Source organism: Candidatus Avelusimicrobium caledoniensis, assembly GCF_902756455.1.
In the GTDB taxonomy this organism is placed as follows: domain Bacteria; phylum Elusimicrobiota; class Elusimicrobia; order Elusimicrobiales; family Elusimicrobiaceae; genus Avelusimicrobium; species Avelusimicrobium caledoniense.
In genome coordinates this window covers 39,182-53,793 of sequence record NZ_CACVRB010000002.1, presented here as the reverse complement: position 1 = coordinate 53,793, position 14,612 = coordinate 39,182, and the positions used below count along the sequence as shown (strand labels likewise).

Here is a 14,612-nt window from a genome sequence, read left to right as displayed (position 1 = left end):
ATTAAATCTCCTTAAGCGCGCTGACGTACGCGGCGATATCTTGCGCCGTATTTAACTCGGTAGCGCAAACGAGCAAATCGTTTTTCATCGTATCACACGTTTGGCCCAAATCGTATCCGGCAGCAATACCTTTAGCGGCTAATTTTTGAATTACCTGTGCGGCGGGCATCGGACACGTTACCACAAACTCGTTAAAAAACGGCGCGGCGGACAACACGCTAAACCCTTTAATGCCACTGATTTTTTCGGCCAGTTGGTGGGCACGCTCCACGTTAAGTTCGGCTACTTCTTTAAGCCCTTGCGGCCCGAGCAAGGTTAAATAAATCACCGCGTTTAGCGCGCAAATGGCCTCGTTAGAACAAATGTTAGAGGCGGCTTTTTCGCGGCGGATATGTTGTTCGCGCGCTTGGAGCGTAAGCACAAAAGCGCGGCGTCCGTTTTTATCTTTAGCAATTCCCACCATACGTCCGGGCAGTTGGCGCATATACGCTTTTTTGGCCGTCATAATTCCCAGCCCCGGCCCGCCGAAACTGACCGGGTTGCCAAGCGGCTGTCCTTCGGCTACGGCAAAATCGGCGTCGTATGAGCCCGGCGTTTGAAGGAGCCCGAGCGAAAGCGGATTTACTTGTACCACCAGTAGCGCGCCTTTTTCGTGCGCCAGTTGTGAAATTTCTTTTGCTTGTTCTACATAACCCAAAAAATTCGGCGTGGAAATAACCACACACGCGGTTTTATCAGACACTTGCTTTTGAAGTGCGGCCACATCTAATGTGCCGCCCGTTGTCGGCTTGGCCTCGGTTAAACAAACAGTGCTGTGGCGGGTGTAAGTCTTTAATACTTCTTTGTAATGCGGGTGCAGTAGCGAAGAAATAATCACTTCATTGCGCCCGGTTACACGGTGCGCCGCCAAGACGGCCTCCGCAAGTGCCGTGGCGCCGTCGTAATGCGAAGCGGTGGCTACGTCCATATCAAATAGCGCACACATACAACTTTGGAACTCGTAAATCGTTTGGAGCGTGCCTTGGCTGGCTTCGGCTTGATAAGGCGTATACGCGGTTAAAAATTCGCCACGGCTTGATAAGGCACTTACTGCCGCCGGGATAAAGTGTTTATACATCCCCGCGCCGATAAAATTTTTAAGCGGTTTATTTTTTGCCGCTATATCGTGCAAATGCGCGGTGAGTTGTTGTTCGGTCAATGCGGCGGGCAAGTTGTAGTTGGGATACAACAAATCAGCCGGAATTTTGTTAAGTAATTCTTTTACGGAAGAAACGCCGACGGCAGACAGCATTTCCTGTTCGTCTTGTTTAGTGTGTGGAGTAAACATAATGTTAAAAACCCCCGGCACACCGGGGGGATAAATTTTATTTTTGGATAGTTGCTTTATAGGCCGCCAAATCTAAAAGTGTGTCATATTCGGCGGGGTTTGTCATTTTGATTTTGAACAGCCAACCGTTTCCGTGCGGCTCGCGGTTGACCAGGGCCGGATCGCCGTTTAAGGCGTCGTTAACGGCTACAATTTCGCCACTAACGGGAGCGTAAATCTCAGAGGCCGATTTAACCGATTCCACCACGCAGCAGTTTTCGCCCGCTTTGACCACGCGGCCGACTTTGGGCAAATCTACAAATACAATATCGCTGATTTCTTCTTGCGCGTGGTTGGAAATGCCGACGACGGCGTTTTCGCCTTCTTTACAGGCCCATTCGTGAGTTTTTAAAAAACGGCAATTTTCTTCGTTATACATAATTTCTCCTTACACTCGGTTTTTATAAAACGGCGGTTTGACTACTTGCGCCGGAACACGGCGGTTGTGAATTTCAATTTCCACGTCTGCGCCGACGTTCACAGTGCTGTCTAAATATCCTACGGCTATCCCTTTGTAAAGCGGCGAAAACGTGCCGCTGGTTAAATAGCCCACTTCTTTCCCTTCGTAAAAAACCTTGCAACCGCTGCGCGGTACGCCGGCTGTTTTTAAGACAAACCCGATTAAGCGGCTCTTAAAACCGGCGGCTTTCTTTTGGACAAGCGCGTCTTTGCCGATAAAATTTTCTTTAGTCAGTTTGACCACCCACCCGCAGTTGGCCTCGTAGGGCGTTTTGGTGGGGTTGGCGTCTTCGCCGTTTAAGAGATATCCGGCTTCTAATCGTAGCACGTCGCGCGCGCCTAAACCGCACGGTTTGACGCCAAGTTGTTTTAACACATCCCAAAGTTCGGTAATGTGCGCGTTAGGGAGCATAATTTCCACGCCGTCTTCGCCCGTATATCCGGTGCGGGTAACGTATCCGTCCGCATCAAACATAGTAAGCGGCGAAATGTGAAAACGCGGCAGATCTTTTACGCCGGGCAAAAGTTGGTCTACTACTTCCACGGCTTTAGGGCCTTGAATAGCCAACATGCTCCATTGGTCGCTTTCATTACGCACCGTAACGCCAAAATTTCCGGCGTGCTTTTTAAGCCAAGTAAAATCGGTTTCCACGCAAGCGGCATTGACAACCACTAAAAATTGTTCTTGCGAAAGGCAAAACGCAATTGCATCATCAATGATAGTTCCTTCGTCGGTAAGAATATGAAAATACGTTCCTTCGGCCGGGCCGTTTTTGATGTTGTTGCAGCTGATAAATTGCAAAAACTCCCACGCGTTGGGGCCCTCTACAAAAATTTGGCCCATGTGCGATACATCAAACATACCCGCACTTTCGCGCACGGCTTTATGCTCGGCCAAGATACCGTCGTATTGAACGGGCAAAAGCCACCCGTGGAAATCTACCATTTTACCGCCGGCTTGCTTGCACGCTTCGCACAAAGCGGTCGTTTTTAAAGTTGCAGTTTCGCTCACGCTATTTCTCCTATACGGTTATTATATCAAACATTTTTGCAAGAGCGAAGAACTCTTTACGCCTGTTTTGGGGCTATTTTGGGCCCATTTTTCCCCTTTTAATCTCGCCGGGCTGAAAAATTTTCCTTGACACATCAAAAAAAAAAACGATAATAAAGGGACGGAAAAACTAGCAAGGAGCAAACAATATGAAAAACAAACAAGCATTTACGCTTATTGAACTTTTAGTCGTTGTTTTAATCATCGGCATTTTAGCGGCGGTGGCGTTACCGCAATATACGCTCGCCGTAAACAAAACGCGCTTTGCTAATTTGCGTACCATGGCTACTACACTTATAAAAGCGTCCGAATCGTATTATTTAGCCAACAATGAATGGCCGAATAATTTTGATGAACTTGCATTAGATTTACCCGGCGGGTTTACCGTCAGCAAAGTAGGGACCCACTCATGCGGGACAAATGCAAAAATGTATTGCTGTATGTTGCGGGACGGTGGCCTATCTCCGGCCATTAACTGTGGGAATAACGAGTATACTTTTGCATTTTATTCTCAGCACGCAAGCAGCGTTTTTTCCGGCACTCCCCGCCGAGACAATTTTTGTGTTGCCAAAGAGGACGATAATAACGCTAAACAATTGTGCAAGGCCGTGGCCGGATACAACGGATCTCTTGTTGGGTGGTCGTTATTCACCCCCGAGGGCTCTAAAGGTGGTACTTACAGTTACCGTTGGTACCTCCTCTAGCAAATTTCGTTTGCATACCCCTTACGCAAGTTGGCGGTAATTTTCACATCCACGGACTTAGGCGAAGTAAAACCCTGGTTTGCAGATTTGAGGCAAGTTTGCACCGCAAGTTGAGCGTGGCGTACGTCCTGTGGACGGCGCACAGCGCCGCAAGTACGCAAGCGAAAGTCGGTGCAAAATGGCCCAAATGTGCAAACCGTAACATACTCCAAACTGCTATAATAAAGGTATGGCAGATACACAAAGTGTAGTTAGCGACGTAAAACTATTTTTGGAACGTCTGAAAAAAGAAATGCCGGAAATCTTCGGCACGGCCGAAACTCCCTCCGCACAAACGGACGGTGCCGCACCCGCGGCTAGCCCCGCCAACAAGGTGCTTTATAACGGCGATTTATTTGAAGCGCGCACGTATATCACGCCCGACCAAGAAGAAGGCGTTGCCTTTGACGGAACTGTTTTCCACGTGTATCTGCAAAGTAAAGACAGCAACCCCTCAGCCCTGGTTACCCAGTGGCTACGCGACAAAGCCGCCGAGGTGCTACCGCAAAAAACAAAAGAGTGGGCGGAAAAAATCGGCGTAGAGTATAACCGCGTCGTATTAAAAGACCAACGCACGTTGTGGGCCAGTTGCTCGTCACAAAAAAATATCAACTATTCGTACCGCATTGTTAAAATGCCGACGGTGGTGCAAGATTATTTAGTCATCCACGAACTGTGCCACTTAAAATTTATGAATCACGGTGAAGAGTATTGGAATTTAGTAGGGCAGTTTTCCCCCGATTATAAACTCCACCGCCGCTGGCTTAACGAACATAAAGACGCCGTGTTTGAAGATATAAACATCGCGCTGACGCCGGATAATACACAAGAGGAAACAACGGTAGATAAACCGCAAGAAAATTCCGAACGACCTTAAACAAAACCGCCGGGCACAAAGCCCGGCGGTTTTTTATAGGAGACCTCTGCGGCTAAACAGAGGACGTAACTCAAATTCTAACGGATAAGAGCCAACGCATCTTCCGATACGCCGCCAAAAAGTCCGCCATACGTCCGCACTTGTTTTTTGACAAGCGCCACTAATTTACCTTTGTAAAAAAACGGCTCGCCAACTTTCAAACGCGGTTCACGGTAGATCAAACCCGGACGCAAACGCCGGTGTTCTACTACGCCGCGTTCCCGGAAAAACTGCTGTAAATGACGTGTCATATCGTTACCGTAAACCTCCTGTAACGATTTGCCTTCATCAACCGGCTCAAAGGCCACGTAAGGCACGGAACGCGTTTTGTCCGAAGGGACCGAAATCCACGCGATATCTTCATCCGTCATAACTGCCGCCGGAGTTACCGTTATCCGCACGCCCGTTTGCAAATGAATTGCTACCGTTTCCAACGTATAATCTTTTTTTGTAACGCATACCGCGGGCACAATAAGACGTGTTCCTTTAGATACTACTACCCCTTTACAAGCTTGCTTTGTTTTTTCCACAGAAATCACTTGATTGGGATTGGCCGGACGGCGCGGAGAACGCAACATACGGTCTTTTAATAACACTTCTTTTTTCAGGTAAGCCACTATATCTACTACATAGTCCGCAGACGCCTGCCCCCATTGTGCCAAAGCGGCGGCGCGCTCCACTTGGTTTGTTAAACTTTCTGATGCGGCAAAAGCAGGCAAGCTAAATCCCGCCCATACCGCTATGCAACATAAACATACAACTAATTTTTTCATTTGATTTTCCTTTCCTTTTTAATTGGGATATAAGTATTATAGCAAAAGTTAGGCAAGACTAACAAGTGTTTTTTAATAAACAATCAATCCCGCCACCGCGCTCAAACATAATACGCCGATCGGGCCGAGTTTGCGTGAAGCAATCAATATAAATGCGACGAGAAAAAAGAAAACACTTTTGTAATCAATAAAATTTTCGCTATTGCACAAAAGAAGCGCGGCGGCGGCAATTAAACCCACTACCGTCGGGCGTAAGACAGACAAAACCCCTTGCACGTGTGGGGCGTGTTGGTTTTTAAGCAAAAATTTTCCTAAAAAAATCATTAGTAAAAAAGACGGCAAACAAAGCGCGCACGTAGCAATAACCGCGCCCCACGCATCACCCGCCGCCGCGTAACCCGTGTACGTGGCCATATTGATACCGACGGGGCCGGGCGTAACTTGGCTAATCGCTACGATATCGGTAAACTGGGCGGTTGTCAGCCAGCCGCTTTTGAAAACAACTTCGTTTTGCAGGAACGAAATCATCGCGTATCCGCCGCCAAAATTAAATAGGCCGATTTTAAAAAACGTGAGAAAAAGTTTTATGTAAATCATTTGGCCTCCCGTTTAACGGTAAGCAAATAACCGCCCGCGCCCGCCGCCAACACCACATACACCGGGGACACGTGCATGAGCCACACCAACCCCGCTACGCTTAGCGGCAACCAAACGGTTTTCCAACCGATGTTGGCCGCGCGCGCCAAACGGAAAACCGGCACGGCAATTAACGCCACTACCGCCGGACGAACGCCTTTAAAAATGCGGCTCACAACCGGGTTATTTTGGTAAGTTTGAAAGAAAACGGCAATCACTAAAATGATGATAAACGACGGGAGCGCGGCCCCAAGCGCGGCACAAAAACTTCCGCGCGCGCGGGCGCGTTGATAGCCCACCAAAATCGCTACGTTCATAGCCATAATGCCCGGCGCAGCTTGGGCTACGGCAATCGTATCTAAAAATTCTTCACGCGTCAGCCACGCACGCTTATCCACCATTTCCCGCTCCATGAGCGGGAGCATTGCATATCCGCCGCCCAGCGTAAACAAGCCGATTTTGGCAAATACGTAAAATAAAGAAAGTAGCATATTTTTATTTTACTATTTGCTACTTCACTTTTAATAGCTCGCTTTCGGTTATTTTTAGACCGCGGGCGATTTTGCGAATATTTAAAAGAGCCAAATTGCGCTCGCCGCGTTCCACACCACCCATGTACGTGCGGTCCAGCCCGATTTCCAGTGCAAAATCTTCCTGTGAAAACCCGGCTTGTTTACGCAAAGCGCGCACACGCGCGCCGAATTGTTGCAGATACTTTTTGTCTTGTTTGGAATAGGTATTTTTCATAGATAAAAAATACCTGTTTGCATTATATAAGTACACGGACTATAAGTATCATTTTATGCTATAATGATTTCATCAAAAGGAGCGATTTATGGAGAACACAAAAGCATTTACACTTATTGAACTTTTAGTGGTTGTTTTAATCATCGGTATTTTAGCGGCGGTGGCGTTGCCGCAGTATCAAAAAACGGTTGTTAAGGCGCGGTTTGCCAACATCAAAACGGTCATCGCGGACATTAAACGTGCACAAGAAGCGTATTATTTAGCCAACGGCGAATATGCTTTTGATTTGGACGAACTGCCTACGGAAAGTTCGTGTCAAGTAATTACAGGAGACGACGGAACTACCTTTGCGTGTAATGATTACTTCAGCATAGATCTTATCGGAGCAGAACAAAGCTACGCCAGTTCTTCACATTACTTTATTGATGCGTATTATTGTCCTTCTTATTCTGCGGCCAATATTCGGGTCAACCAGTGCAAAAATGCCGCAGAATTTACCTACCGTGTTTGGCTGGATCACTCTACCAACCCCGGAAAAATTACTTGTACTGGCACGACGGCATTGGGGCAAAAGATTTGTGCCAACCCGTAAGGAACGGCCCGCCACCCAAAAGAATAACACTGCAGAAGATTATATGATTTTTCAAAATCGCTCCAAGTTGCGCTGGCTAGTTGGGCGCATAGGCATTTGAGTTAGCAAGGAATAACCCCTAGGACACAACGAGATCCTGAATCAAGTTCAGGATGACGTCCTAGGGGTTATTCGTGGAAAGCGATATCAAAGCCGTTTTCAAGCGGGAAAATGCGAAACACAGGAAGAAAATTTGAGGCCAGGTAAGGCCGCAAGTACGCGAGTGAAAGTCGGCCTTAGATGGCCCAAATTTGCAAACTGGAATTAATTGATCCAACCCTCATTTTTGGCATAGTTGTAAATGCCGTTGTAGATCCCTTGCGCCATTTTTTTCTGCACACCGCTTTGCGTTAAACGTCCGCGGTCTTTGTTACTGCTGATATAGCCCATTTCCACCAAAATAGCGGGACTTTGCACACCTTTTAATACGTAGAAATTGGCTTGGCGCACACTGCTGTTTTTATTGACGCCGATGCCGATACCCGGCTGTTTATACACTTCGTTTCGCACATATCCGGCGAGTTTGGAGCTCTCGTTGATATACTCGTTTTTCGCCAAAGATTGCAAGAGTGCATCCACAAAATTATAATGCACTTCTTCGTATTGCATGGCTTCGTTTTCCAACGCGGCGGTTTCGGCGGCTTCTTTGTCGGTTGCTTTTTCACTGCGGAAATAAACCTCAAAGCCGTTAGCACTGCGGTTTTTGGAAGAATTGGTGTGAATGGAAACAAACAAATCGGCCTTAAAACTATTGGCGATTTTGGAACGTTCGGACAGAGCAATAAATGTATCGTTATCGCGCGTGATTTTAACTTCAAAATTTCCTTTTTTAAGCAGTTTATATAACTCTTTGGCTACTGCCAAATTAAGGTCTTTTTCGCGCACGCGCGAGCGAAGCGCGCCGGGGTCTTTGCCGCCGTGGCCGGGGTCTACCACAATACGCATTTTTTTGCGTGCAGAAGAAATTGCCGCTGCCGGGCCGGCACTCATTACCGGCGTAGGTTTAGCAGCAGACATCGCCGGAGCCGTAGCGGCAGACACTACTGCCGCGGCGGAAGGCATTTCTTCAAAATCATCTTTTTCTCCCCCCACAGACGGCGTTGCAGGTTCGGTTGTTGTCTGCGCGGCTTGCACGGTGGCGGGTGCGGAAACCGGCTGTGAAGGAGCTACCGGCTCAGGTTGGGAAACCTTGAGCGGCGTTAATTTTTGACCGGACACACGAAAATAGATTTTTCCGTCGTTTTCTTCCACCGTCCAATGTTTAGCTTTCTTACCTAAAATCACACGCATTTTGGTATCGGCCCGGTCTTGGCGGATAGAAACCGATGAAATAAAATCGGTTTTTAACCGTAAGCTTTCTTCGCGTTTGACAGCCGTGTTAGGGAAAGTTACGTCCACCGTATGCGCGTTGGGCGAATCGGACGACCACGTCAATTGATGGCGCGGCATAAAAACAAGACGGTTTTCCGCCGCTAAAAGCACTTGATCGGTACGGGCCATATCATACGGGGACTCTATTTGAAAGGCCGCATCCGCAAACGATATTTCTTTGCCCGCGGCTTTTTGCACTTGCGGCAATAAAAAGAACTCCGCCGGCACAAATATCGCCCCCCCGTTCACAAGCACCGGGGAAGACAACCGGACCGTTTGGGCGTTGAGAATAAATTCATCCAAGCCCACCGTCAAAATAGCGTAGAAACCGCGCGCGGTAATTTTAGCTTGTTTAGAGCGGGCAAACAATTCCACACTAAAGCCCAATTTGCGGGCGGTTTTCTGCAAATCTACATACGTAGTGTTATCTTTTTGTAGGGATGCTACCGTACCTTGCTTTTTGCCGGATACAATAAACGACACCTTATCCTGTGCCAAACAGACACCGGACAGTACCGCTACACACAACACCACGCAGATAAACCGCAGCAACCCTTTCATACGTTTACGGTTATTCTAATACGATTTTGTAATCTTCCCACGCCAGTTGCGGATCGGCTTGAATTTTAAGCGAACGGTGGATATTTTCTTCAATATCTTTCTGGCGCAGTTTAATGGCGTCTGCAAGCACCGGGTGCAAAACAACGCGCAGATTCCCGCCGGGGCGGCCATTGGTTAAATCGTAAATTTCGCGTTGAATTTTAATGCGCATACTTTCGGCAGACAACACGCGGCCCGAGCCGTGGCATTGGGGGCATTCTTCGCTGATAAAGCTGCCCGTGCTGGCACGTTTGCGCTCGCGCGTCATTTCCACGAGCCCCAAACGGGTAATAGGCAAAATGCGGATCTTGGCGCGGTCGCCGCGTACGGCTTGCGCAAGTGCTTCCACCACGCGGTGGCGGCTGGAGGCCTTGCGCATATCAATAAAGTCAATCACAATAATACCGCCAATGTTACGCAAGCGTAATTGGTGGGCGATTTCCTGTGCGGCTTCAATGTTGGTTTGCGTGACCGTTTCTTCTTGCGATTTATTGCCGGTAAATTTGCCGGTGTTTACGTCAATAGCGCAAAGCGATTCGGCCTCTTGGATAATAATACTTCCGCCGTTAGGAAGCGGCAATTTGATTTTACGCAAATTATCAATTTCTTTTTCTACATCGTACGCTTCAAAAATCGGTGTTTTACCTTTGTAAAGTTTCACGCGGTCAGCCAGTTCCGGCGAGTTTTTGCTGACAAATTCCATCACGCGTTCGTAATCTTTTTCGTTGTCTAACATGTAGACTTTGGCATTTTCGCTCAGCACATCGCGCGCCACTTGGAGCACGGCATCCATATCTTCGTGCAAGAGTTTGGGCGAACGGGAGGTTTCAAATTTCTTTACAATAGATTGCCATTGGCGGTACAAGTATTTGACTTCGCGTTCCAATTCGTCTTTGGTGGCTTCTTCGGCTTCCGTGCGCACGATACACCCCATACCGTTTAAATGTTTTTCGGCCAACTCTTGCATGATGTCGTTGAGTTTATGGCGCGATTCGGAATCTTCAATATGTTTGGAAACACCGACAAAACTTTGATGCGGCGTCAACACCAAATAGCGGCCGGGCAAAGTAACATCCATGGTTACTTTCATCCCTTTGGTGCTGATAGCATCCTTGACTACTTGCACCATGACTTCTTGGCCTTTGTGTAATGTTTTATCAATGTTCTTTTTGTCGCCGCCGATTACATCGGAAATATACAGATACGCATTTTTTTCATATCCGATATTTAAAAACGCACTGGAAATACCGGGCAGCACATTTTCCACGGTACCTTTGTAGATATTGCCCACAATGTTAAGCGCGCCGCGGCGTTCCCACAACAGCTCGTTGACACGTCCGTCCTCTAAAATGGCGATACGTGTTTCTTCAAAAGAAGTATTAACTAATGCTTCCACCACGGGAAGTCCTTCTATAATTTTACTCATGTCTAAATCCTCACTTAGGGGATATCCCCTGAAATTAAATTGGGTGGAGTTCGCCTTGCGAATCTCGCCAATAAAAACACTTCCGTATAAAAACTAAACCTGCTACCGTAACGGGTTCTTCGCCCGCCGGGACTTCCTGCCCCAGCCACGCGGCGATAAACCATTGCGGCGGCTGCCACTGACCGTTTACCGGCCCGATAGTCAGCGCAACTTCGTCCGGTGCGCATACGCGGGCCGCTAGTAGCCCGGGCGTAATGGTACGCTTGCACACCACACCTTTTTCATTACGCAAGGTAACTGTTAAGTCACCCATGCTGTTCCAATCTTCCAACTTCCGCCCCGATGAAATAAATTGGGTAAAATCTCCCTTCACCCGGTACTCGGCCGCTACGGCCAAGTTCTGCACGGAGGGCAACGGATAAGGCACACGCGTTAATTGCAAAATTTCAAATCCTTCCGGAGCCACTTGCAATAACGCGTCGCGCACTTCTTCTGCGTTGCGGTTTTCCAGTAAATAAATATCCAGGTACTCGCGCTCGGCACGCTGTCCTTTAGCGGGAGCCGGACCGTATGCCAGCCGTGGCAAACTGCTCACAAACTTGGACGGTTCATACGGCAAACCCGAGTCAAGCACCATGCGTTTTATCGCACGCAACGTGTGCGGGTGTTCCGCTTGTCCATCGTTCCACCGGAACACTATACGCATTTTATAATTTTTTGGCGTGTAATTCATCTTTTATGCCCGCAAACGGCGACCATACACCGATTGCACCACCCCCAGCGCCCACAAACTGGCCACTAGGTTAGAACCTCCGTACGAGATAAACGGAAGCGGTATCCCCGCTACCGGCACAATGCCTATAAGCATACCGTAGTTGATAAGCATATACGTAAAGAACATACCAAAAATTCCGGCGCAGACCAAATAGCCATACCTATCCCCCGAAGCATACGCTACCGCAATAATGCGCCACAAAATGATGAAATAAAGCCCCAGCACGCACAAGGTCCCCCACAAACCAAGTTCTTCTCCCACCACGGCTAAGATAAAATCGGTATGACGTTCCGGCACGAATCCCAAACGCGATTGCGTACCCGAAAAAAGCCCTTTACCCATAATACCGCCTGCGCCCATGGCAATTTGCGCTTGTAAAATGTTATATCCGGCCCCTTGCGGATCCGAACGGGGCGCCAAAAAAGCTTCTACGCGTTTGCGTTGGTGCGGTTTCATTTGGTGGTCCACAAACATACCGCCAAACAGTCCGGCCAATACCACAAGCGTGGCAAGCACAAAATAAAAAGAAGGTAAGTAAATACGAAATTGCCTGAATAACCACCAGGCCAAATAACCCAGCAAAATGATAATCGCGGCAAAGCCGGCAATATACCACCCGTTGTGCGCCAGTTCGTTAAATATTCGCACCAGCGGATATTCCAACAGTTCCGGGTGCAAATAAATGTATGTCCACGATACGGTAAAAAAGCCCGCCACCCCGGCCAACAAAGCAATCAGCCACAGGTAAAATACGTTAATACCCGTGCAGTACAGCAAGATGATAATGGAGGGTAATGTAACAACCACGGAAGAAAAATCGGGTTGCAACATAATGAGTCCAAAAATCGGCAACAGCAAAATACACAAGTAAAAAACGGACGTTACATCACGAATGCGTCGGCCGCGACGGTCCAAGAAAGCAGCAGACATCAAAATAGTAGCCACCCGGCAAATTTCGGAAGGCTGCATGGAAAAAAACGGTAACACAAACCACGAGCGCGACCCGCGCTGATACGATCCAAACAATAATACTCCCACCAACAATAACAAGATAAACACATATAATGCTTTCCATTGTTCATCGTAAATTTGATAGTTAAAACTCTTGCCGATGAAAAAGGCCAAAAGGCCTATCGGCAACGCCACAAAGTGGGTGCGAACAACGGGGTTGGTCCACGATATGCTATTTACCGCAGACATAATACATAACGCCCCCAGTATTACCAAGGCAAGCATGGCTCCTAACAAAATAAAATCCATCCGGCTTCTTCCGGCAGCTAGTTGCTTTAAACTAGGCATTTTCTTCTCCCGCTAATAATTCGTTGTAATCGTCCTGTGTTTTCGGAGCAAGCACACGGTGCGGATTATCAAAATACGCTTTTAACATATCGTGCGCAATCGGCCCGGCCGCGGCAGAGCCGCTTTGACCAAACTCCACAAAAACCGCCACGGCAATAGCCGGCTCTTCGCCGGGCCGTGCGGCAAACGCCATAAACCAACCGTGGTCTTCCCCGTGCGGATTTTGGGCCGTTCCCGTTTTGCCGTACACATCAAATCCTTTAAGTTTAGCACGGCGGGCTGTTCCGTTATCCACCGTATATTTAAGAGCTTTAAAAAGCATGTCATACGTTTCCGGTTTCAAATCAGCATGTTGTAAAATTTCGGTATGACCGATTTGGCGCACGCTCCCTGTTTGGTTACTGACAATTTTTTCCACGTAATACGGACGGTAAATATTGCCGCGGCTGGCTAAGGCGGCAGCAAATTGGGCCAGCTTAATGGGAGTAACTAACAGTTCACCCTGTCCGATAGATAAATTGAGCGTATCGCCGATAAACCAATATGTTTTATTACGTGCCCGACGGGTAGGACCGTATAAATTGCCTGCTTTTTCGCCGGGCAAGTCAATACCCGTAGGGCGGCCGAACATAAACATACGCTGTACCCGTTCAATAGCCGCCGCACCGATTTGAGACGCCACTGAATAGAAATAAACATCGCACGAGTGGCTCATCCCTTCCAGAAAATCAACCGGACCATGCGTTCCCCAACATTTGAAAATACGCGGGCCGGAATTATATTTACCGGTGCACGTGACTTTGCGCGCCGGATCAATTAGTCCGCTTTCTAAGGCCGCCGCCGCGGTAATGACTTTAAACGTAGAGGCCGGCGGATAAATACCTTGCAGCGCTAAGTTATATTCACTGATTTTTTTAGAAGCGGGCTGTTCTTCGTCAATATACGGCACAAAAATATTCGGGTCGTACGCCGGCGCACTGGCTAGCGCAAGCACGGCTCCTGTGCGCGGGTCAATGGCCACGGCCGCGCCGCGGCCCGTCAGTGAATTTTTGAGTCCTTCTTCTGCCGCTTGTTGTACGGCAAAATCTAAGGTTAAATAAACATCAGACCCGGCCGCCCATTTTTTGTCTTCAATAATACTTTTCACACGCCCGCGGTAATCCACTTCCAAAAACACACCGCCGTCTTTGCCTTTTAGCTCTTGTTCGTATTTTTTCTCAATACCGTTCTTGCCAATTTTACTGGTCAAACGGTATCCTAATTTATTATTGCGCTTACGCCATTCGCGCTCGTCCATATTGCCCAGATATCCCAATAAGTGGCTTGCAAAAATACCGTACGGATAATGCCGTTTGGTCTCTTCAATCAGATAAATACCGGGATAGTAGTATTGTAATTCCTGCAACGCAACCGTGCTTTTGGTAGATAAGTTTTCGGCTAACAGCACCGTCTTGCCGCTGGCCGCGCCTACTTGCAAAGCATGTTCCAATTCCTCTTGCGAAACGCGCAAGCTCGGGGCAAAATCGGTAGCCAACCGGGTCAAATACGCGCTGTCTTGTTTACCGCCGAGATAGTACAAACTAAACGCCGGCGCGTTAGAAGCTACTTCTATGCCGTCCGAGGTAAACACACGGCCGCGCGGTGCCGTTTGATAAAGGACCTGCGTACGGTTGCGCTCCGCCATTTGCAAATACGCATTATGACGTAAAATCTGAATATCAATCAACCGCAGCGCAATGACGACCCCTGCAATGGCTGCAAGGACCATCATGGTCTTTAAGCGCATATTGAATAAAACTTTTGTAACGGACATGTATTT

General features: G+C 48.1%; 15 protein-coding genes. 3 read left to right on the top strand and 12 right to left on the bottom strand.

Features of this window, described 5'->3' with window-relative positions; genetic code table 11:
• Position 1: 1 nt before the first annotated feature.
• Genes gcvPA through gcvT form a run of 3 tightly spaced genes read right to left on the bottom strand, consistent with a single transcriptional unit; the run spans position 2 to position 2,837 of the window.
• Positions 2-1,327: an aminomethyl-transferring glycine dehydrogenase subunit GcvPA gene (gene gcvPA, locus ACQY2W_RS00930; RefSeq protein WP_428048701.1), complete on the bottom strand. Its 1,326-nt coding sequence runs from the start codon at positions 1,325-1,327 to the stop codon at positions 2-4.
• Between the two features lie 37 nt (positions 1,328-1,364).
• Complete coding sequence (gene gcvH, locus ACQY2W_RS00925) at positions 1,365-1,745, bottom strand: glycine cleavage system protein GcvH (RefSeq protein ID WP_428048700.1); 381 nt, start codon at positions 1,743-1,745, stop codon at positions 1,365-1,367.
• 9 nt (positions 1,746-1,754) lie between these two features.
• Positions 1,755-2,837 (bottom strand): glycine cleavage system aminomethyltransferase GcvT, encoded by a 1,083-nt coding sequence (gene gcvT, locus ACQY2W_RS00920; RefSeq protein ID WP_428048699.1) that lies wholly within the window; start codon positions 2,835-2,837, stop codon positions 1,755-1,757.
• A gap of 188 nt (positions 2,838-3,025) precedes the next feature.
• Here gcvT and ACQY2W_RS00915 point away from each other — a divergent pair, with 188 nt between their 5' ends.
• Together ACQY2W_RS00915 and ACQY2W_RS00910 are read left to right on the top strand one after the other, a co-directional pair.
• Positions 3,026-3,580 (top strand): type IV pilin protein, encoded by a 555-nt coding sequence (locus ACQY2W_RS00915; RefSeq protein ID WP_428048698.1) that lies wholly within the window; start codon positions 3,026-3,028, stop codon positions 3,578-3,580.
• 229 nt (positions 3,581-3,809) lie between these two features.
• Positions 3,810-4,496, top strand: coding sequence for a M48 family metallopeptidase (locus tag ACQY2W_RS00910; protein WP_428048697.1), 687 nt, complete (start codon positions 3,810-3,812; stop codon positions 4,494-4,496).
• Between the two features lie 77 nt (positions 4,497-4,573).
• Here ACQY2W_RS00910 and ACQY2W_RS00905 read toward each other — a convergent pair whose 3' ends face one another.
• The 4 genes from ACQY2W_RS00905 to ACQY2W_RS00890 all read right to left on the bottom strand — a co-directional run bounded on the left by ACQY2W_RS00905 (position 4,574) and on the right by ACQY2W_RS00890 (position 6,691).
• Complete coding sequence (locus tag ACQY2W_RS00905) at positions 4,574-5,308, bottom strand: hypothetical protein (protein ID WP_428048696.1); 735 nt, start codon at positions 5,306-5,308, stop codon at positions 4,574-4,576.
• Positions 5,309-5,380: 72 nt separating this feature from the next.
• Positions 5,381-5,905, bottom strand: a complete 525-nt coding sequence (locus tag ACQY2W_RS00900; RefSeq protein ID WP_428048695.1) for a chromate transporter — start codon at positions 5,903-5,905, stop codon at positions 5,381-5,383.
• The gene (locus ACQY2W_RS00895; RefSeq protein ID WP_428048694.1) at positions 5,902-6,435 is read right to left on the bottom strand and encodes a chromate transporter; all 534 of its coding nucleotides are present in this window, start codon (positions 6,433-6,435) and stop codon (positions 5,902-5,904) included. Before ACQY2W_RS00895 ends, ACQY2W_RS00900 begins: the two co-directional genes overlap by 4 nt.
• A 19-nt stretch (positions 6,436-6,454) precedes the next feature.
• Entirely contained in the window at positions 6,455-6,691 is a 237-nt protein-coding gene (locus ACQY2W_RS00890) for a helix-turn-helix domain-containing protein (RefSeq protein WP_428048693.1), read from the bottom strand.
• A gap of 88 nt (positions 6,692-6,779) precedes the next feature.
• Here ACQY2W_RS00890 and ACQY2W_RS00885 point away from each other — a divergent pair, with 88 nt between their 5' ends.
• Positions 6,780-7,283: a type IV pilin protein gene (locus ACQY2W_RS00885; RefSeq protein WP_428048692.1), complete on the top strand. Its 504-nt coding sequence runs from the start codon at positions 6,780-6,782 to the stop codon at positions 7,281-7,283.
• A gap of 303 nt (positions 7,284-7,586) precedes the next feature.
• Here ACQY2W_RS00885 and ACQY2W_RS00880 read toward each other — a convergent pair whose 3' ends face one another.
• From ACQY2W_RS00880 to mrdA, 5 genes are read right to left on the bottom strand one after another with little or no spacing between them, the layout of a single operon-like run.
• A complete protein-coding gene (locus tag ACQY2W_RS00880) occupies positions 7,587-9,254 on the bottom strand; it encodes an N-acetylmuramoyl-L-alanine amidase (protein ID WP_428048691.1) in 1,668 nt (555 codons plus the stop codon).
• A 10-nt stretch (positions 9,255-9,264) separates the two neighbouring features.
• Positions 9,265-10,719: an Rne/Rng family ribonuclease gene (locus ACQY2W_RS00875; RefSeq protein WP_428048690.1), complete on the bottom strand. Its 1,455-nt coding sequence runs from the start codon at positions 10,717-10,719 to the stop codon at positions 9,265-9,267.
• 34 nt (positions 10,720-10,753) lie between these two features.
• On the bottom strand, positions 10,754-11,425 hold the full coding sequence (locus ACQY2W_RS00870; RefSeq protein ID WP_428048689.1) for a DUF2344 domain-containing protein: 672 nt from the start codon (positions 11,423-11,425) through the stop codon (positions 10,754-10,756).
• A 30-nt stretch (positions 11,426-11,455) separates the two neighbouring features.
• Positions 11,456-12,793 carry an FtsW/RodA/SpoVE family cell cycle protein gene (locus tag ACQY2W_RS00865; RefSeq protein WP_428048688.1) on the bottom strand — a complete coding sequence of 446 codons (1,338 nt, stop codon included), beginning with the start codon at positions 12,791-12,793 and terminating at the stop codon, positions 11,456-11,458.
• Positions 12,786-14,606: a penicillin-binding protein 2 gene (mrdA, locus tag ACQY2W_RS00860; RefSeq protein ID WP_428048687.1), complete on the bottom strand. Its 1,821-nt coding sequence runs from the start codon at positions 14,604-14,606 to the stop codon at positions 12,786-12,788. Before mrdA ends, ACQY2W_RS00865 begins: the two co-directional genes overlap by 8 nt.
• Positions 14,607-14,612: the final 6 nt, after the last annotated feature.

Bases quoted from the DNA above. Each gene is read 5' to 3' on its own strand.
- ACQY2W_RS00895 (WP_428048694.1), bottom strand. From the start codon at position 6,435: ATGCTACTTTCTTTATTTTACGTATTTGCCAAAATCGGCTTGTTTACG.
- ACQY2W_RS00890 (WP_428048693.1), bottom strand. From the start codon at position 6,691: ATGAAAAATACCTATTCCAAACAAGACAAAAAGTATCTGCAACAATTC.
- ACQY2W_RS00885 (WP_428048692.1), top strand. From the start codon at position 6,780: ATGGAGAACACAAAAGCATTTACACTTATTGAACTTTTAGTGGTTGTT.
- ACQY2W_RS00880 (WP_428048691.1), bottom strand. From the start codon at position 9,254: ATGAAAGGGTTGCTGCGGTTTATCTGCGTGGTGTTGTGTGTAGCGGTA.
- ACQY2W_RS00875 (WP_428048690.1), bottom strand. From the start codon at position 10,719: ATGAGTAAAATTATAGAAGGACTTCCCGTGGTGGAAGCATTAGTTAAT.
- gcvPA (WP_428048701.1), bottom strand. From the start codon at position 1,327: ATGTTTACTCCACACACTAAACAAGACGAACAGGAAATGCTGTCTGCC.
- ACQY2W_RS00900 (WP_428048695.1), bottom strand. From the start codon at position 5,905: ATGATTTACATAAAACTTTTTCTCACGTTTTTTAAAATCGGCCTATTT.
- ACQY2W_RS00905 (WP_428048696.1), bottom strand. From the start codon at position 5,308: ATGAAAAAATTAGTTGTATGTTTATGTTGCATAGCGGTATGGGCGGGA.
- ACQY2W_RS00915 (WP_428048698.1), top strand. From the start codon at position 3,026: ATGAAAAACAAACAAGCATTTACGCTTATTGAACTTTTAGTCGTTGTT.
- ACQY2W_RS00870 (WP_428048689.1), bottom strand. From the start codon at position 11,425: ATGCGTATAGTGTTCCGGTGGAACGATGGACAAGCGGAACACCCGCAC.
- gcvH (WP_428048700.1), bottom strand. From the start codon at position 1,745: ATGTATAACGAAGAAAATTGCCGTTTTTTAAAAACTCACGAATGGGCC.
- ACQY2W_RS00910 (WP_428048697.1), top strand. From the start codon at position 3,810: ATGGCAGATACACAAAGTGTAGTTAGCGACGTAAAACTATTTTTGGAA.
- ACQY2W_RS00865 (WP_428048688.1), bottom strand. From the start codon at position 12,793: ATGCCTAGTTTAAAGCAACTAGCTGCCGGAAGAAGCCGGATGGATTTT.
- mrdA (WP_428048687.1), bottom strand. From the start codon at position 14,606: ATGTCCGTTACAAAAGTTTTATTCAATATGCGCTTAAAGACCATGATG.